Origin of the sequence: Amorphoplanes friuliensis DSM 7358 (assembly GCF_000494755.1) — a bacterium.
In the GTDB taxonomy this organism is placed as follows: domain Bacteria; phylum Actinomycetota; class Actinomycetes; order Mycobacteriales; family Micromonosporaceae; genus Actinoplanes; species Actinoplanes friuliensis.
In genome coordinates this window covers 14,837-30,160 of sequence record NC_022657.1, presented here as the reverse complement: position 1 = coordinate 30,160, position 15,324 = coordinate 14,837, and the positions used below count along the sequence as shown (strand labels likewise).

Sequence of the window (15,324 nt, the reverse complement as noted above, 5' to 3'; positions counted from 1 at the left end):
CGCGCCAACGGCCTGATCAATAGGAGGGCCTGCCGCCCGAGAACCGTCACGGACACGCCGCCTCACCACCACCGGTCGATCCTGGGAGATCAGCGATGCCGAACGGCAGTGCCCGCGCCGCCACCGGCGACCGGACCGCGGCCCAGTTGTCGGAGAGCCATGCTGTGACCTGCTGCGGCGGCACATCGAGCAACTGGGCAGCGGCTGCACGCTCCGGTGCACCGAACTGCATCTGGCCGATCTCCACGCGGTCGTCACCACCGAGCAGCCAGCTGCCGTCCGGGGCGGCCTGGGCGACCAGATAGAGCGCCACCACGGTCCGCAATTGCCCCGCCCCCGAGCACTGAGGGCCCCGTCCGAGCGTCTCTTCGCCGGCTGGCGAAGTTCCACCATTCTGCTCGGGCAGGACGCCCGACTCCCGGTCCGGCAACCCCATGAGCGCCCGGACGTACTCCTGCCGCAGGCCGATCCGGCTGTCCTCCGCCCACCCGCCGCGCCGTGACCAACGCAGACCCACCGAGGCACTGGTCGCTGTTCCTTCACCCTGTCGCACCTCGGGCAACTCACCGGCGGCCGCCGGGACGGCACGGACAACAGGCTCGATCGCTTCACGCCAGTGCGGCACCCAGCCGTCGTACCCGCGCAGCGGGCAGTAGCTGACTCGCCCGTGCCGCTCGCAGCGCTGTGCCGCCGGAGCCAGCAATGCCGCAACAGCTGCCTCGGTGGCTGGACCGGCAGGAAGCCGGCCGTCCACCTGCCGCTGCACCGCAATCGTCCCCGGCACCAGCGCCAGGATCACAACGAGCGCCGGAACCGCGCGCCGATGGCGCAGCAGGGCACCGGCCACCGCCAACACCACCAGGGCGAACAGGTAGAGGAAGTGCCATCCCGTCGGCCGGGGCAGTCCGGGCGCAGAGCTCTCGACCAGCACCACGGGAAAGAGCAACCAGGTCAGGGCATCGGCGGCATGTCCGAAGACCGGCATCATCGCCAGCACAGCCGTACCGGCGAACAGCGACAACGGTCCGGCGGCCGTCGCCGGCAGCCACCGCCCGACGGCGACGCCAACTGCTGCGCCGATCATCGGCAGCACGACCGTGACGAGCGCATTCCACGGGTCGAACAGGCCGGCCGGCCACGACGGAAGCAGAGCGATCAACTCGATCCCGAAGGTCACCAGGCCGATCACCCCGGCGGTCGGCACCAGCGCCAGCAAGGCCAGTGTGCGGCGTTCGGGTGTGGCGGGCAGCGTCGAGGACGCCTCCTTGGCGCCGTGCCGATGGTCCCGCGAGGCGGCGAGGTGGGCGAGCAACCACACGACACCCGTCAGCACCAGTGCGGCCATGCCGGCGTTGGTGGTGAACATGTCCCAGGTCGGCTCGGCCGTCCAGCCCCAGGTGGTGCACAGTCCCGCCGTGATCGCGACGCCTGCCCCGAGGGCCGGGCTGCGAAGGAACATCCGGATCTCGGCCCGGGCCAGGGCCGCGGCTGCCTGCCGGTGCGCCGTCGGTGTGGCCGGTGGCACCGGTGTCAGGGTCATCGTCATCGGGCTGCCGCCGCGACCTCGGGACCGAGCAGCATCAGGTAACCGTCCTCGAGGGACGGCTTGGCCGCCTCGGCCTGCGGTGGCTGAGGCCCCAGCGTGCGGTAGTCACCGTCGGAGGTCCGCCAGTACATCTGGTGGGCCGGCGGGGGCTCCGTGGAGAGCCAGACCTGCCCCTGAGCCAGGCCGGACAGTGCGCGTGGTGTGCCGTCGAAGATCGCACTGCCGCGACGCATCACCACGACGCGTTCGCACAGGGCGCCGACGTCCTCGGTCTGATGGGTCGACAACAGCACCGTCCGGGTTTCACCGAGCCGGGAGATCAGGGCTCGGAACCCCATCCGCTGCTCCGGGTCGAGACCCACTGTCGGCTCGTCCAGGATCAGCAGACTCGGGTCGCCGAGCAGCGCCTGGGCCAGGCCGAGCCGCTGCCGCATGCCGCCCGAGAGCTTGCGGACCCTGGTCTTCGCGCGGTCGGTCAGACCCACCTCCTCCAGCACCCGGCGAACCTCCGCGCGGCGCTGCGGGCCGTCGACGATCTCCTTGAGCACGGCCACGTAATCGAGCAGCGCCGCCGCGGTGAAGTTCGGATAGAGGCCCGGATTTTGCGGCAGATATCCGAGACGGCGGCGCAGCTCGGTCCGCTGGATCGCAACGGCCGGGTCGAGACCGAACGCCTCGATGCGGCCGGTGTCGGGTGCGAGCGCCGTGGCGAGGCACCGGAGCAGCGTCGACTTACCGGCGCCGTTGGGCCCGAGCAGGCCGGTGACTCCGGTGCCGATCTCGAGACTGAGGTCGTCCAGTGCGGTGGTCGCGGCGTACCGCTTGCCGAGGCCGGTGATGCGTACCGTGGTCATCGCGTCTCTCCAGGGTCGAGGCGGCGACGCCGCCGGATCAGGACGGCGACGGCCGCGGTCGCGGCCAACAGATATCCGGTCTGTGTCACCGGGCCGAAGACGGCGGACTGCACCGCACCGCCGGTGCCGGCGACGGCTCCGATCGCCGTCAGCCAGATCACGCCCAGCACTCCGGCGGCTAACGGCAACGCCAGGACCGTGGCCAGGGCGAGGCTGCTCACGCAGAGCAGGAACGCCGGGAGCAGCCAGGCGGCGGCGAGCCAGCCCGGACCGGGAAGCAGCAGAGCCGCGACGACGCCCATGGCCATCGAGACCCCGACAACCGCGGTGGCACGCCACAACACCAGCGTGGGCCCGGCAGCCGGCGTGGTCGCCGTGACCTCGTGCATCGGGTCGACGGGTGGCCCGTAGGCGGTGGCGACCGCCAGAACCGGCAGGATCGGTGCGAACGTCAGGAACAGCAGCTGGGTCGTGCCACCCTCGTCGGCGTAGGCCGCGATCACGGCAAACGCGAGCACGGCCGCCGTCGCCACCAGCCAGGACCAGCGCAACGCGGGTGTCGCCGTGAGCAGCCGGAGCCGGTGGCCGGGCAGTCCGAGCCGCTCGGCCGTCCGCTCGATGCGGCTCGGCTGCGGGGTGTGGATCGACTCGTAGATCACCGTCCAGCTGCGGTCGAGCCAGACCATGTCGAGCGGCACGACCCCGCGGCAGCGCGCGCACGCCTGCAGGTGAGCATCGACCGCCATGACCCGGCTGGGGTCGAGCCCACCCGAGTCGTACGCCTCCAGCAGCTCCGCATCCACGTGCCAGGCCATCGCTTCTCCTCGCGTCGTCATGCCAGCAGCTCCCGCAGCCGTGCCCGGGCCCGCATCAGCCGGGTCTTCGCCGTGCCCTCCGGTACGCCGAGCAGGCGCGCCGCCTCCTTGACCGTCAATCCGTCGACGGCTGTCGCCTGGATGACTGCACGCAGCTCGGGTGAGAGCCGGTCGAGCGCGGCCCCGAGATCACCGTGCTCGACCCGGAGCAGGACCAGGTCTTCGGCGGACGGAGTGGTCGCGTCCTTGTCGGGGATCAGGCCCCCGCCCAGCCAGCGATTGGCCGGACCGCGCAGCGTGGAGACAAGACGACGCATCGCGATGGTCCAGATCCAGCCCGCCGGGTCTGCTCCGACGTCGCGGTAACGGTGGGCATCGCGCCAGACGGCGAGGAACGTGTCCTGGATCGCGGCGTCGACGACGTCGGGGTCGGCGCAGCGGCGGGTCAGCCGGGCCTTCAGCCAGGGCGCGTGCCGCTGGTGCAGCAGCTTGAGCGCCTCGAGCTGCTCACCGGCCACGGCGCGCAGCAGCTCATGGTCGCTGCTGAGCTCGGTGACCGGCTCTGCTCGTGGTGTCTTCTTCCGCCGCACACAAGGACTATCGCGGACGGTGGGCCGGATGGTTCATAGACGAAGGTGCCGTCCGGCAATCGCCGGACGGCACCTGGAAAAGCAGAGATCAGGAGAGCCCGCCGGGCTCCGAACCCTTGGCGATCGGCGCCCGGACGAGGTTGCCCCACTCGGTCCAGGAGCCGTCGTAGTTGCGGACCTGCGGATAGCCGAGCAGGTGCTGCAGGACGAACCAGGTGTGGCTCGACCGCTCGCCGATCCGGCAGTAGGCGATGACGTCGTCGCCGGTCTCGAGCCCGAGCTCGTCGCGGTAGATCTTCGTCAGCTCGTCGGCCGGCTTGAACGTGCCGTCCTCGTTGGCGGCCGACTTCCACGGCTTGCTGACCGCGCCGGGGATGTGCCCACCCCGCAGCGCACCCTCCTGCGGGTAGGCCGCCATGTGCGTCAGCTCACCGGTGTATTCCTGCGGCGACCGCACGTCGACCAGCGGCCGGCCACTGGCGATGTGACCCATGACCTGGTCGCGGAAGGCACGGATCTGACCGTCCTCGCGGACCGGCACCGGGTAACTCGCCTTCGGGCGCTCGGTGCGGTCGCGGGTCAGCTCGCGGCCCTCGGCGGCCCACTTCTGCCGGCCGCCGTCGAGCAGGCGCACGTCGCGGTGCCCGAAAAGACTGAAGACCCAGAGCGCGTACGCCGCCCACCAGTTGAAGTTGTCGCCGTAGAAGACGATCGTGTCGTCGCGGCCGATGCCCTTGGCCTCGCACAGGGCGGCGAAGCCCTCGGGGTCCAGGTAGTCGCGGGTGAGCTGATCGTTCAGCTCGAGGTGCCAGTCGACCTTCACCGCGCCGGGGATGTGACCGCTCTCGTAGAGCAGAACGTCCTCGTCCGACTCGACGACCACCAGACCGGGGGTGTCGAGATGCGCGGCGAGCCACTCGGTGGTGACCAGCTTGTCGGGATGGGCGTACGCCTGCAGTGACGGCGCCGGGTCGTTCTCAACTGACATGTCTCTCACGCTATCGCGTCGATGGGGCCGAGCTCGGGACGCTTCGCCGTCACCAGATGACCCGAGGAGTCGCCGACGATCCGCCGCTTGATCCAGGGCGCGAGGTGCAGACCGGCCCAGCGCAGGTCGGCGCCGCGGGCCAGCAGCCAGGGGGTCGGCGCGGGCTCTGGCGGCACCAGCATCCAGTCCTCGGCGACCCCGACACCGAGCGCGTTCAGAACGTGAGCAGCGACACGGCAATGCCCGGCCGGCGACAGGTGCAGGCGATCGTCGCTCCAGAGCAGCGGGTGGTGGAAGGCGTCGTCGGCGAAGAGGTCGATGAGGATGGCGCCGTGCCGGTCGGCCAGCTGACGGGTGCCGTCGTTGAGGGCGGCCGCGCGCGGTCCGACGATGCGCTGACCGGGCAGGTGGGAGGTCACGTCGGCGAAGCGGAAGAGGATGACGTCGGCGCCGGCGGCCCGCAGTTGTGCGATGGCCGCGTCGATCCTGTGCACGAGACCGAAGGGGTCGACCTTGCGGCGCAGCACGTCGTTGCCGCCCGCCGCGAAGCTCACCAGGCTCGGCTGCATCGCCAGCGCCGGCTCGAGCTGCTCGGTGAGCACCTCGTCCAGGAGCTTTCCGCGTACGGCCAGGTTGGCGTACCCGAAATGCGGGCCGGCCTCGACGGCCAGGCGGGCCGCGACCAGGTCTGCCCACCCGCGGTAGGTGCCGTCCGGGTAGGCGTCGTTCATGCCCTCGGTGAAGCTGTCCCCCATCGCCACGAAGTTGGTCCAGGTCATGGCCACCTCCCTTAACGCTCCCTCACTTGCAGGTTCAACGTCAGCCTGCCACCGCCGGGGCCAGGAGGGCAGGGTGACGCTGGCGACACCGGGATAACCGGATGTTTCTGTCGGAGGGGGTCCCTAGGCTGCGGAGCATGCTGTTGCGAATGTCCACGATGCTGCTCAGGACCCTGCGCGAGGATCCGGCCGACGCGGAGGTGCCGAGCCATCGGCTGCTGCTCCGGGCCGGTTACATCCGGCGCGCGGCACCGGGCGGATACGCGTGGCTCCCGCTCGGCAAGCTCGTCCTCGACCGGGTGAGCCGGATCATCCGGGAGGAGATGTCCGCGATCGGTGGCCAGGAGGTCGCGTTCCCGGCCCTCCTACCCCGCGATCCGTACGACGTGAGTGGCCGCTGGACCGAGTACGGCGACGACATCTTCACGCTGAAGGACAGGCGCGGTGCCGAGTTCCTGCTGGCGCCGACGCACGAGGAGATGTTCACGCTGCTCGTGCAGGACATGACAAGTTCCTACCGGGATTTCCCGCTGACCCTGTTCCAGATCCAGACGAAGTTCCGCGACGAGGCGCGTCCCCGGGCCGGGCTGCTCCGCGGTCGCGAGTTCCTGATGAAGGACGCCTACTCGTTCGACCTCTCCGACGCCGGCCTGGCCGAGGCCTACGACCGGCATCGCGCCGCCTACCAGCGCATCTTCGACCGGCTCGGCCTGGAGCACACGATCGTCTCCGCCATGTCCGGCGCGATGGGCGGCTCCGCGTCCGAGGAGTTCCTGGCGAGCGCGGACGTGGGCGAGGACACCTTTGTCGGGTGCACCGCCTGCGACTACGCGGCCAATACCGAGGCGGTCGTCACGCCTGTTCCCATGGTTGCCGCCCGGGAGCAGGCCGCGCTGACGGTCCACGACACCCCGGACACCCCGACCATCGCCTCGCTGGTCGACCTGGCCAACGATCGGGCTCTGGAAGGCCGCACGGACTGGACCGCCGCCGACACCCTGAAGAACGTCGTTGTCACCGTGCACCACCCCGGCCGCGAGGACGAGGTGCTGGCGATCGGCCTGCCCGGTGACCGCGAGGTCGACCTGAAACGCCTGGAGGCAGCGCTCAGCCCGGCCACCGTCACCATGTTCGACGACTTCGCGGCTCATCCCGACCTGGTCAAGGGCTACATCGGCCCGCAGGACCTCAAGATCCGCTACCTGGCCGACCCGCGAGTGGCGACCGGCACCGCCTGGCTCACCGGGGCAAACCAGCCCGGCCGGCACGCCACCTCGGTCGTCGCGGGCCGCGACTTCACCCCCGACGGGACGATCGAGGCCGCGGAGGTGCGTGCCGGCGACCCGTGCCCGGCGTGCGGCACGGGACAGCTGACCATCCGGCGCGGCATCGAGATCGCCCACATCTTCCAGCTCGGCCGGCGGTACACCGACGTCTTCAAGGTCGACGTGCTCGGCGCCGACGGCAAGCCCGTACGCCCGACCATGGGCTGTTACGGCATCGGTGTCTCGCGCGCCGTCGCCTCGATCGCCGAACAGCACCACGACGAGCGCGGTCTGCTCTGGCCGGACGAGGTGGCGCCCGCCGACGTGCAGGTGATCGCGGCCGGCAAGGACGGCCAGGTCGACGCCGCTCTCGCCCTGGCCGCAACGCTGGTCGAGCAGGGTCTGCGGGTGCTGGTCGACGACCGCCCGCAGCTGTCGGCCGGAGTGAAGTTCACCGACGCCGAACTCCTCGGCATTCGCCGCATCGTCGTTGTCGGCCGCCGCCTGGCCGAGGGCATTGCCGAGGTCCGAGACCGGCGTACGGGTGAACGGCGTGATGTCCCCCTCTCGGACGTCCCACGTGTAATGACCGAAGTCGCCGGGTAACGGGCCGATAACGGGTGCGGAAGAGGCGGGAGGTCACCATGGCGAGAACTGCGGTCGCTGACGTGATGACCCGGCGGGTGGTCTACCTGTCGGGCGACACCATGCTGGACGAGGCCGCCCAGGCGATGCGCGACCAGGCCATCGGCGACATCGTGATCACCAACGGTCCCACCCTCGCCGGGCTGGTGACCGACCGCGACATCGTCGTCCGCGCCCTCGCCGAAGGACTGCCACCCCGGACGACCACCCTCGCCTCGATCGCGTCCCGTGAGCTGATCATGATCGAGCAGTCGGCCACAGTGGAAGAGGCCGTCCAGGCCATGCGTGACCGCGAGGTCCGCCGCCTGCTGGTGTGCGACGCCGACCGCAACCTGGTCGGCATCCTCAGCCTGAGTGACGTGGCCCTCGTGCCGACCTCGGCCCCGGCCTGACCAAGTCGACGTAGGGTCACAACCGTGAGCGACATGCCTCCCAAGCTGGCCGAGATCGTCGACGAGTTCGCCTCCGCACCGCGCGAGGTCGTGCTGGAGATGATGCTGGAGTTCTCCGACGCCGTGCAGCCCTTGCCCGAGGCTCTCCGAGGCCACGAGGGCATGGAACAGGTCCCGGAGTGCCAAACGCAGTTCTTCCTGCGTGCGGAGGTGCAGCCCGACAGGACCGTCCGCACCTACTTCGACTGCCCGCCGGAAGCGCCGACAACGCGCGCCTTCGCCGGCATCCTCGCGGAGGGTCTCGAGGGTGCGACAGCCGACGAGATCCTGGCCGTGCCGGACGACCTCTACAACCGGATGGGCCTGGCGACGGCGATCAGCCCGCTGCGGATCCGCGGCGGCACGGCGATCCTCGGACGCCTCAAGCGCCAGATCCGCGAGCAGTCATGAACATCGAGGTCTGGTCGGACGTCGTCTGCCCGTGGTGCTACCTCGGCAAGCGCCGCCTGGAAGCTGCACTCCAGGGCTTCGGCAGCGACGTCACGATGACCTTCCGGGCCTACCAGCTGGACCCGTCCCCGGTCCCGCAGGCCCTGCCGATCAAGCTGGCCATGGCGGCCAAGGTCGGCGGCCCGGACCGCGTCAACGAAATGTTCGACCACGTCACCACGGTTGCGGCAGGCGACGGCCTCGTCCTCGACTACGACCGGGCGATCGCGGCCAACACCTTCGACGCCCACCGCCTGATCGCCTGGGCCGCCACCCAGGACCTCCAGCTCAGCATGATCGAGGCCCTGCAGCGAGCGCACTTCGCGGACGGCGTCGACCTCGGATCCCACACCGAGCTCGCCCGGCTGGCCGGCTCCATCGGTCTCGACGAGCAGGCCGCCCTCGCCTATCTGGCGACCCCGGCGGGCACCGACGCGGTCAACGCCGACCTGGCCGAAGCCCGCGAGCTCGGCATCACCAGCGTCCCGACCTTCGTGGTCGACCGGAAGTTCGCCATCCAGGGCGCCCAGGAGACGGCCGTCCTCCGCTCGGCCCTGGACGAGATCGCGCGACGCGAGGCCGTCGACGCTCCTCGATGATGTTCCACGTGAAACGTCATCGATGAAGCCGAGTGGGTCGCCGCATAGCGATCCGCTCTGCGGGATCCAGCCCGTGCGCCGCCTCCTGGACCATCAGCTGTGTCAGCTCCGGCCCGCGCTCCTCCGCCGCCAGCGTGACAAACCCGATCCGCTGGTAGTACGGCCCGTTCCACGGCACGCCGCGGAAGGTCGTCAAGGTCAACGCGGCCATGCCCTGCTCCACGGCCCAGGCATCCACGTGATCGATCAGCCGTCGCCCGAGTCCCTGCCGCGCATACGCCGGCGAGACACTGACCTGCTCGACGTGCGCAAGCCCGTCAACGATCATCACCAGCACAAACGCGATTGGCTGATCGTCGTCGTCAACGGTGACCCAGCTGCGATCAGCCTCCTGAAACGCCGCGAGCGCCTCGATGGTGGGAAGGGGGTTGTCGGCGATGTCAGGCATGCCTACATCCCGGAAGAGCGCCCCGGCGGCCAGCTCGATCTGCTGAAGGACAACCAGATCGCTGTGTCGTGTCGGCCTGATGGAATTCACGGCCTAGACGCAACCAGCCCCAACCGAATCAGTCCACACATTTAGCCGCGGCCACTAGCCCGCCCAGTGGAGGAACAGACCCTCGGCGGCGCACGCACCTGCCGTCAGGCTTCGCGGGCCAGCCCTTCGATCACCTCTGCCCCAGGCAGCGCCCCCAGCGCCGGCCCGGCGATCGCGATCTTGCTGTGCCGAACCCCGGATCCGATGATCACGTGCGGCATGGCCACCACGCGCGAGTCGACCAGCACCGGCCAGGACTTCGGCAGGCCGATCGGGGTGATGCCGCCGTACTCCATCCCCGTCAGCTGCACCGCGTCGTCCATCGGCGCGAAGCTCGCCTTGCGCGCGTCCAGCAGCTTGCGCACCACACCGTTCACATCGGCGCGGGTTGTCGCGAGGACGACGCAGGCCGCGTACCTGGTGACCTCACCGCGGCGACCGGCCACGATGACACAGTTGGCCGACTCGGCGAGGCTCACGCCGTACGCATCGCAGAAGGCCGCGGTGTCGGCCAGGCCGGCGTCGATCGGGGCGACCAGGATCTGGTCGCCGTCGATGGGCGCTTCGGCGGGCCAGACCTCGAGCGCGGCCGCGACGGGCGCGCCGAGCAGGTCGAGGCGGGAGATCGCGGGTTCGAGCTTCAGGGTTCCGATCACGCCGTAATCCTCCCCCGCACGGCCGCCGCTAACCAGTCAGGTCACCCCGTTCCTCAGACCGGGCGCGATCTTGCCGACTGTCAGTTGATGTGGAGGAGAGACGCAGTGCGCGGGTCGGGACCGTCAGCGGTCTCGCTCTGCTCGCCGGTGGAACGGCCGTCGCGGCCGTGGCCGGCGGCACCCATTCGATCTTCGCCACGATCCTGCTCGGCATGCTCGCGGTCGGCATGGGCCACGCGCTCCTGACCGAGATCCGGCGGCAGGCCCGCCGCCGCTCGCTCGGCGGCTGGGCCGCCGAGGACACCGCCAACACGGTCCTCCTCGCCAGCTGGGCGGCGGGCGCGCTGATCGTCACCACCCTGGCCGTGGCCCCGACAATGGTCCGAGCCGTCGGCGTCATGCTCACCTTCGGGTACGCCGTGAGCTGCATCTACTTCGTCCGCGAGCGCCGCCGCACGATCTCCACCCCGGCCCCCGATCCAGCCACGGTCCCCGCTGAAACCGCCTGACCCCGGCCCACTTCGCGCCCCACCAGGCGTGATCTAGTCCAGGGGCAGCGCGACGATCATCGGGGGGATCGGGACGCCGGGGCCGTCCGGGTGGACCGCCGGCAGCGGGACCCAGTCCAGGCCGACCGGCAGCGGCCCGTCGACATGCGGGCCCAGCTGCGGCTCGCCGTCCGCGACCGTGACCGCGAAGATCGACGTCATGCCCGACGGGTACGGGGTGTCCAGCAGGTAGCGCGCCTCCTTCACCACCAGGCCGACCTCTTCCAGCACCTCCCGGCGGACCGCGTCTTCCGGGGTCTCGCCGGGGTCGATGCCGCCGCCGGGCAGCGTCCACCACTCGCGGTTGCCGTCGCGCAGGCTCCGCTCGTGCACCATCAGTACCCGGCCGTCCCGCACGATGATGGCCGCGGCTCGTTTCCGTCCACTCACGAGTGAAGGCTAACTGTCAGACCGTGGCCATATGGTCACGGGGAACCGACTGCGACGTCGACAAAAGGTGCACGGATGACCTCCGGTCTCACAGGTGCCCAGTTCACCCGGCCAGTGCCAGGAATTGGTGACTCGTTGCACACACTTCAGGCGAGCCAGCCGGCGCGGGTGGCAGGCATGTCGCTGGTCCCGTCGCGGTGGTCCTTGACGGCCAGGATCTGGTTGACACCGATGCGCCCGTGTTCGAAGGCCAGCGCGGAGGCCGCCATGTAGAGCCGCCACACCCGTGCCCGGCCGGCGCTGGTCAGGCCGACCGCCGTCGACCATTCCGATTCGAGGTTGGTGACCCAGGCCCGGAGTGTCCGGGCGTAGTGCTCGCGCAGTGTCTGCACGTCGCGGACCTCGAAGCCGGCGTCCTCCAGCAGCGACACGGTCGTGCCGAGTGGCGCCAGCTCCCCGTCCGGGAAGACGTAGGCGTCGATGAAGGACCGTTCGGCGGTCCGCGGTGCCGGGTGGATGGCAGCGATCTGGTGGTTCAGGAGGCGTCCGCCTGCTTTGAGCTGCCGAAACAGGATCGCCGCATATTCCGCGTAGGGCGCTGTGCCGACGTGTTCGGCCATCCCGACGCTGGAGATGGCGTCGAAGGGGCCGTCGTCCAGGTCCCGGTAGTCCTGGATCCGGATCTCCACGTGCGCGGTCAGGCCGGCTTCGGCGATCTGCTTGCGGGCGTAGTCGGCCTGTTCGGTCGAGAGGGTGATGCCGACGACGTCGACGCCGTATTCGCGGGCCGCGTGCAGGGCGAGGCTGCCCCAGCCGCAGCCGACGTCGAGCAGCCGCATGCCCGGTTTCAGTTCGAGCTTCCGGCAGATCAGGTCGAGCTTGTCGCGTTGAGCGTCGGCGAGGCCGTATCCGCTGTCCCCGGGCAACGTCCAGTAGGCGCAGGAGTAGACCATGCTCTCGCCGAGCACGATCCGGTAGAAGTCGTTCCCCACGTCGTAGTGGTGGCTGATCGCCTGCCGGTCGCGGTGACGGGTGTGGCGGCTGCCCCGCATGGCGATCTCTTCCGGCGGCGGTTTCGGCTGGGGACCGAGCAGGCCGAAAACACCGACCTTGAGAAGGTCCCCGGCGACCGCGCGCATCGGGAGACCCCGAGCGTCCGCGCCGCGGAAGATCAGCGCTGCGAGCCGCTCGAGCGCCTCGTAGAGGTCACCCTCCACATCAAGGTCGCCTGAGACGTACGCCCGGGCCAGGCCGAGTTCGTTGGGCTGCCACATCAGTCTGCGCAGCGCACGGCGGTTGCGGAGGATGAGGAGCGGCGCGTCGGCCGGTCCCGCCTCGGAGCCGTCCCACGCCTGCAGGCGTACGGGCAGGGGTGATTGGAGAAGGTTTTCCAGCAGGCCACGCAGCTGTGTGGCGGTGGAAGAAGGCATCAGAACCTCCCGAGGGGTTCCCGCACCGAATACTTAGTCGGGCTAACTATCCACCCGGCAACGGCTGATGCATAAGCGCCTTCTATAAGTTTGTGATGCACAACTCCTCAAACGCTGCGCAGCACCCGCTCGAACTTCTCAGGCCGCATCGGACGGGCCTGATCGTGACGACTCTCCACGAATGCCGCCAGGACCTTCTCGCGTTCCTCTTCCGCGAGGATGCCCGCGAAGGGTGAGGTCCCCCGGAGCTCGACCGCGTAGGCCGCCGACGAGGTCAGCGCGTCGAGCACCGCCTCGGGTCCCTGGTCGAGCACGGCGTCCCACCGGTCGAGCCAGTCCCAGGACCGGCCCTCCGGGTGCATCCGTCGCAGCCGGCGCAGGTTGATCGCCGCCGCGGCCATCACGGCGCGGGGGTCGCGGACGAACCGCCCGGCCACCGCACGGTGCAGCCACAAAGTCTCGAGCTGCTCACGGGTCATCCCGGGCTGGATCAACGCCTCGACGTCGCAGCGGCGGATGCGCCGCTGCTGGTTCATCGTGACGTACGGCAGCAGCCCCCGCAGGCAGAGGTCGACCACGTGCGCCCGCGACGAGCGCAGCAGCACCGCGGCCTCGCCGGTCGTCAGTAATTCTCGATTGCGCATCGCCACAGGTGAATATTGGCGTCAGCCCATCCGTCTCGCAACAACCGAACGGCCATTGACTCTTTCACCGTCACAGCGCACCGTGGATCTTCGATTCGGCGTACCGTCCAGCACATGGCCAAGCCGTGGAGGTGCCGGCTGGGCCGGCACAAGTGGGTCCGCCGTTCCACCGAGGACGGCCAGCTGTTCCAGCAGTGCTCCCAGTGCGGGAAAGACAACGACCAGAACAAATTGCCACCGTCCAGCGCCCTCGGCATGTGATGGAGCGCCCGGCATCTAGGGTCGCGGGGTGACCAGACTCGAGCGCCTCGACGAGCGCCACGCGGATGAGCTGCTGCGCTTCGAACGCGAGAACAGAGCCTTTTTCGCCCGCTCGATCCCCGATCGCGGGGACGACTACTTTGTGTCCTTTGCCGAGCGTCACGCCGCGTTGCTCACCGAACAGGCCAGCGGTGTCATCCAGTTCCACGTCATGGTCGACGACAACGGGGCCGTGCTGGGCCGCTTCAACCTGATCGACCTCGTCGACGGTCAGGCTGAGCTGGGCTTCCGGGTTGCCGAGCACGCCACCGGGCGCGGGCTGGCGACTGCCGGCGTACAGGAGATCCTGGTCCTGGCCCGTGACGACTACGGTCTGGACCGGCTGGAAGCTTCGGCCACCCTGGGCAACGCCGGTTCGCTGGGTGTGCTCCGCCGCACGGGTTTTGTCGCGGTCGGCGAGGTGGTCCTGAACGGACTGCCCGGCCTGCGCCATGTCCGTGACCTCGAGGAGAGGTGACCGCGACCTGCCCCGAACGTCGAGGGCGGTTTTGTCTTCGCCCGTCGCTGAGACCAGATCTTGTGGAGCCCAGGGGACTTGAACCCCTAACCCCCGCCTTGCAAAGGCGGTGCTCTGCCAGTTGAGCTAGGGCCCCCGGTAGGTGGCTAGCGCAGGTCGGGAGCCGTGGTGGCCTCGTGCCAGAGCGCGCGCTCGTCGCTGGAGGCCTTGACCTTCTTGACGACCAGGGCGGTCGCGCCGACGAGACCCGCGACGATCAGGAGCTTCTTCAGCATGGCTGGATCCCCTTTACATCTGCGGCGGGAGGACGTGCTTGGTGGGGCTAGATGGAATCGAACCATCGACCTCAGAGTTATCAGCTCTGCGCTCTAACCGACTGAGCTATAGCCCCGTGACAGCGACACGAAGATTACCGTACCCGTTGCGCTCCCCCAAATTGGGGGCGGCCGCCGTGTCCGACACGGCGGCCGCAACCAAGATTTACCGAGGTCAGTCGCGCTCGGCGAGCGTCAGCTCGACGCCGCCGACCAGGTCGGCACAGACGTTGTAGATGAACGCGCCCAGCGTCGCCAGCGCGGTGAAGAGCACCACGTTGACCGCGCCGATGAGCATCGACGTGCCGATGACGCCCCACGCCGTGATGCGGAAGCCGGTGCCGCCGGCAGCAGCCGCGTCCGTGCCGCCGCTCGCGTTCACGAGGCTCTGCAGGCTGGTGTTGACCTCCTGCCAGACGCCCATGGCGTCCAGCGAGAGATAGAGCACCGACGTGGCGACCACCACGACGATGAACAGGACGACGGAGACGGCGAAGGCGAACTTCATGACGGACCAGGGGTCGATCCGCTTGAGGTTCAGCCGGGCACGGCGCGGCCCGCGGGCCGCGGCCGACGAGACCGTCGAGCGCGCGGAGCGGACAGCCTCCGAGACCCGTGCGGCGCCGACAGCGGCCGAGCCGCTTGCCGCACCACCGGACGGCCGTTTCGGAGCCTCTCCGGGACGCTGAGGGGCGGTTGCGGGCTTGGCCGGGGGTGGCATGACCCCCGTACGCCCGGACTGCGCTCCCTGGCCCGGAGCGGCGGACCCGCCACTCTTGCCCTTCGTGACGATCGGCACAGTCGCGGACCCCTTCGCCACGGAGGGGCCGGCGGCCGGCCTCTTCTGCTCGGCCTGACCGTCACTGTCGGCGGGCGGCTCACCCGGCGGCGGGGCCATGCCCGGCGCACGGGTGAACTTCGGCTGGGACGGGGCATCGGCGGGAACCGCCGCACGCCCGGCCGCCTCGCGTCCGGACGAAGCGGTGCCGTCCTTCTTCGGCTCCTCTTCGACCGGAGTTGCCGAGGATCCCGGGCCCCCCGACTTCGCCTGTGTCTCCGGCATC

At 69.8% G+C, this 15,324-nt stretch carries 20 protein-coding genes and 2 tRNA genes; 7 read left to right on the top strand and 15 right to left on the bottom strand.

Annotated elements, in window-relative coordinates; genetic code table 11:
- Nucleotides 1-46: 46 nt before the first annotated feature.
- The 6 genes from AFR_RS45735 to AFR_RS00120 form a co-directional block, all read right to left on the bottom strand.
- The gene (locus AFR_RS45735; protein ID WP_023357261.1) at nucleotides 47-1,546 is read right to left on the bottom strand and encodes a hypothetical protein; all 1,500 of its coding nucleotides are present in this window, start codon (nucleotides 1,544-1,546) and stop codon (nucleotides 47-49) included.
- Nucleotides 1,543-2,400: an ABC transporter ATP-binding protein gene (locus AFR_RS00140; protein WP_023357260.1), complete on the bottom strand. Its 858-nt coding sequence runs from the start codon at nucleotides 2,398-2,400 to the stop codon at nucleotides 1,543-1,545. The genes AFR_RS45735 and AFR_RS00140 overlap by 4 nt, the downstream gene beginning before the upstream one ends.
- A complete protein-coding gene (locus AFR_RS00135) occupies nucleotides 2,397-3,236 on the bottom strand; it encodes a zf-HC2 domain-containing protein (RefSeq protein ID WP_084297864.1) in 840 nt (279 codons plus the stop codon). The genes AFR_RS00140 and AFR_RS00135 overlap by 4 nt, the downstream gene beginning before the upstream one ends.
- The gene (locus tag AFR_RS00130; RefSeq protein WP_023357258.1) at nucleotides 3,233-3,805 is read right to left on the bottom strand and encodes an RNA polymerase sigma factor; all 573 of its coding nucleotides are present in this window, start codon (nucleotides 3,803-3,805) and stop codon (nucleotides 3,233-3,235) included. Before AFR_RS00130 ends, AFR_RS00135 begins: the two co-directional genes overlap by 4 nt.
- An 88-nt stretch (nucleotides 3,806-3,893) precedes the next feature.
- Nucleotides 3,894-4,793 (bottom strand): sulfurtransferase, encoded by a 900-nt coding sequence (locus tag AFR_RS00125; RefSeq protein ID WP_023357257.1) that lies wholly within the window; start codon nucleotides 4,791-4,793, stop codon nucleotides 3,894-3,896.
- Between the two features lie 5 nt (nucleotides 4,794-4,798).
- The gene (locus AFR_RS00120; RefSeq protein ID WP_023357256.1) at nucleotides 4,799-5,572 is read right to left on the bottom strand and encodes an SGNH/GDSL hydrolase family protein; all 774 of its coding nucleotides are present in this window, start codon (nucleotides 5,570-5,572) and stop codon (nucleotides 4,799-4,801) included.
- Nucleotides 5,573-5,709: 137 nt separating this feature from the next.
- On the opposite strand from AFR_RS00120, the gene AFR_RS00115 reads away from it, so the two are divergent.
- From AFR_RS00115 to AFR_RS00100, 4 genes are read left to right on the top strand one after another with little or no spacing between them, the layout of a single operon-like run.
- Entirely contained in the window at nucleotides 5,710-7,443 is a 1,734-nt protein-coding gene (locus AFR_RS00115; RefSeq protein ID WP_041840470.1) for a proline--tRNA ligase, read from the top strand.
- Between the two features lie 38 nt (nucleotides 7,444-7,481).
- Nucleotides 7,482-7,874: a CBS domain-containing protein gene (locus AFR_RS00110; protein ID WP_041840469.1), complete on the top strand. Its 393-nt coding sequence runs from the start codon at nucleotides 7,482-7,484 to the stop codon at nucleotides 7,872-7,874.
- Between the two features lie 24 nt (nucleotides 7,875-7,898).
- Nucleotides 7,899-8,324: a SufE family protein gene (locus tag AFR_RS00105; protein ID WP_041840468.1), complete on the top strand. Its 426-nt coding sequence runs from the start codon at nucleotides 7,899-7,901 to the stop codon at nucleotides 8,322-8,324.
- On the top strand, nucleotides 8,321-8,962 hold the full coding sequence (locus tag AFR_RS00100) for a DsbA family oxidoreductase (protein WP_023357252.1): 642 nt from the start codon (nucleotides 8,321-8,323) through the stop codon (nucleotides 8,960-8,962). The genes AFR_RS00105 and AFR_RS00100 overlap by 4 nt, the downstream gene beginning before the upstream one ends.
- Nucleotides 8,963-8,978: 16 nt before the next feature.
- Here the strand turns inward: AFR_RS00100 and AFR_RS00095 are convergent, their stop codons facing one another.
- Nucleotides 8,979-9,500: a GNAT family N-acetyltransferase gene (locus tag AFR_RS00095; protein ID WP_023357251.1), complete on the bottom strand. Its 522-nt coding sequence runs from the start codon at nucleotides 9,498-9,500 to the stop codon at nucleotides 8,979-8,981.
- Between the two features lie 104 nt (nucleotides 9,501-9,604).
- Complete coding sequence (locus AFR_RS00090) at nucleotides 9,605-10,153, bottom strand: YbaK/EbsC family protein (protein WP_041841615.1); 549 nt, start codon at nucleotides 10,151-10,153, stop codon at nucleotides 9,605-9,607.
- Between the two features lie 92 nt (nucleotides 10,154-10,245).
- On the opposite strand from AFR_RS00090, the gene AFR_RS00085 reads away from it, so the two are divergent.
- A complete protein-coding gene (locus AFR_RS00085; RefSeq protein ID WP_023357249.1) occupies nucleotides 10,246-10,665 on the top strand; it encodes a hypothetical protein in 420 nt (139 codons plus the stop codon).
- Nucleotides 10,666-10,698: 33 nt separating this feature from the next.
- Here the strand turns inward: AFR_RS00085 and AFR_RS00080 are convergent, their stop codons facing one another.
- The 3 genes from AFR_RS00080 to AFR_RS00070 form a co-directional block, all read right to left on the bottom strand.
- Nucleotides 10,699-11,094, bottom strand: a complete 396-nt coding sequence (locus AFR_RS00080) for an NUDIX domain-containing protein (protein WP_041840467.1) — start codon at nucleotides 11,092-11,094, stop codon at nucleotides 10,699-10,701.
- Nucleotides 11,095-11,240: 146 nt separating this feature from the next.
- The gene (locus AFR_RS00075) at nucleotides 11,241-12,524 is read right to left on the bottom strand and encodes a class I SAM-dependent methyltransferase (protein ID WP_023357247.1); all 1,284 of its coding nucleotides are present in this window, start codon (nucleotides 12,522-12,524) and stop codon (nucleotides 11,241-11,243) included.
- A gap of 107 nt (nucleotides 12,525-12,631) precedes the next feature.
- A complete protein-coding gene (locus tag AFR_RS00070; protein WP_041840465.1) occupies nucleotides 12,632-13,168 on the bottom strand; it encodes a helix-turn-helix domain-containing protein in 537 nt (178 codons plus the stop codon).
- Nucleotides 13,169-13,282: 114 nt separating this feature from the next.
- On the opposite strand from AFR_RS00070, the gene AFR_RS46605 reads away from it, so the two are divergent.
- Both AFR_RS46605 and AFR_RS00065 read left to right on the top strand, forming a co-directional pair.
- Nucleotides 13,283-13,429 (top strand): hypothetical protein, encoded by a 147-nt coding sequence (locus tag AFR_RS46605; RefSeq protein ID WP_158510499.1) that lies wholly within the window; start codon nucleotides 13,283-13,285, stop codon nucleotides 13,427-13,429.
- A 28-nt stretch (nucleotides 13,430-13,457) separates the two neighbouring features.
- Nucleotides 13,458-13,946, top strand: coding sequence for a GNAT family N-acetyltransferase (locus tag AFR_RS00065; RefSeq protein ID WP_023357245.1), 489 nt, complete (start codon nucleotides 13,458-13,460; stop codon nucleotides 13,944-13,946).
- Between the two features lie 63 nt (nucleotides 13,947-14,009).
- On the opposite strand, the gene AFR_RS00060 is transcribed toward AFR_RS00065, so the two are convergent.
- The 4 genes from AFR_RS00060 to AFR_RS00050 all read right to left on the bottom strand — a co-directional run bounded on the left by AFR_RS00060 (nucleotide 14,010) and on the right by AFR_RS00050 (nucleotide 15,323).
- Nucleotides 14,010-14,082, bottom strand: a tRNA-Ala gene (locus AFR_RS00060).
- A gap of 10 nt (nucleotides 14,083-14,092) precedes the next feature.
- Nucleotides 14,093-14,221, bottom strand: coding sequence for a DLW-39 family protein (locus tag AFR_RS47560; RefSeq protein WP_023357244.1), 129 nt, complete (start codon nucleotides 14,219-14,221; stop codon nucleotides 14,093-14,095).
- A gap of 39 nt (nucleotides 14,222-14,260) precedes the next feature.
- Nucleotides 14,261-14,337 (bottom strand) — tRNA-Ile (locus AFR_RS00055).
- Nucleotides 14,338-14,435: 98 nt separating this feature from the next.
- Complete coding sequence (locus tag AFR_RS00050) at nucleotides 14,436-15,323, bottom strand: DUF3566 domain-containing protein (RefSeq protein ID WP_023357243.1); 888 nt, start codon at nucleotides 15,321-15,323, stop codon at nucleotides 14,436-14,438.
- Nucleotide 15,324: the final 1 nt, after the last annotated feature.

Bases quoted from the DNA above. Each gene is read 5' to 3' on its own strand.
- AFR_RS00050 (WP_023357243.1), bottom strand. From the start codon at position 15,323: ATGCCGGAGACACAGGCGAAGTCGGGGGGCCCGGGATCCTCGGCAACT.
- AFR_RS45735 (WP_023357261.1), bottom strand. From the start codon at position 1,546: ATGACGATGACCCTGACACCGGTGCCACCGGCCACACCGACGGCGCAC.
- AFR_RS00135 (WP_084297864.1), bottom strand. From the start codon at position 3,236: ATGACGACGCGAGGAGAAGCGATGGCCTGGCACGTGGATGCGGAGCTG.
- AFR_RS00075 (WP_023357247.1), bottom strand. From the start codon at position 12,524: ATGCCTTCTTCCACCGCCACACAGCTGCGTGGCCTGCTGGAAAACCTT.
- AFR_RS00120 (WP_023357256.1), bottom strand. From the start codon at position 5,572: ATGACCTGGACCAACTTCGTGGCGATGGGGGACAGCTTCACCGAGGGC.
- AFR_RS00140 (WP_023357260.1), bottom strand. From the start codon at position 2,400: ATGACCACGGTACGCATCACCGGCCTCGGCAAGCGGTACGCCGCGACC.
- AFR_RS00125 (WP_023357257.1), bottom strand. From the start codon at position 4,793: ATGTCAGTTGAGAACGACCCGGCGCCGTCACTGCAGGCGTACGCCCAT.
- AFR_RS00070 (WP_041840465.1), bottom strand. From the start codon at position 13,168: ATGCGCAATCGAGAATTACTGACGACCGGCGAGGCCGCGGTGCTGCTG.
- AFR_RS47560 (WP_023357244.1), bottom strand. From the start codon at position 14,221: ATGCTGAAGAAGCTCCTGATCGTCGCGGGTCTCGTCGGCGCGACCGCC.
- AFR_RS46605 (WP_158510499.1), top strand. From the start codon at position 13,283: ATGGCCAAGCCGTGGAGGTGCCGGCTGGGCCGGCACAAGTGGGTCCGC.
- AFR_RS00110 (WP_041840469.1), top strand. From the start codon at position 7,482: ATGGCGAGAACTGCGGTCGCTGACGTGATGACCCGGCGGGTGGTCTAC.
- AFR_RS00100 (WP_023357252.1), top strand. From the start codon at position 8,321: ATGAACATCGAGGTCTGGTCGGACGTCGTCTGCCCGTGGTGCTACCTC.
- AFR_RS00115 (WP_041840470.1), top strand. From the start codon at position 5,710: ATGCTGTTGCGAATGTCCACGATGCTGCTCAGGACCCTGCGCGAGGAT.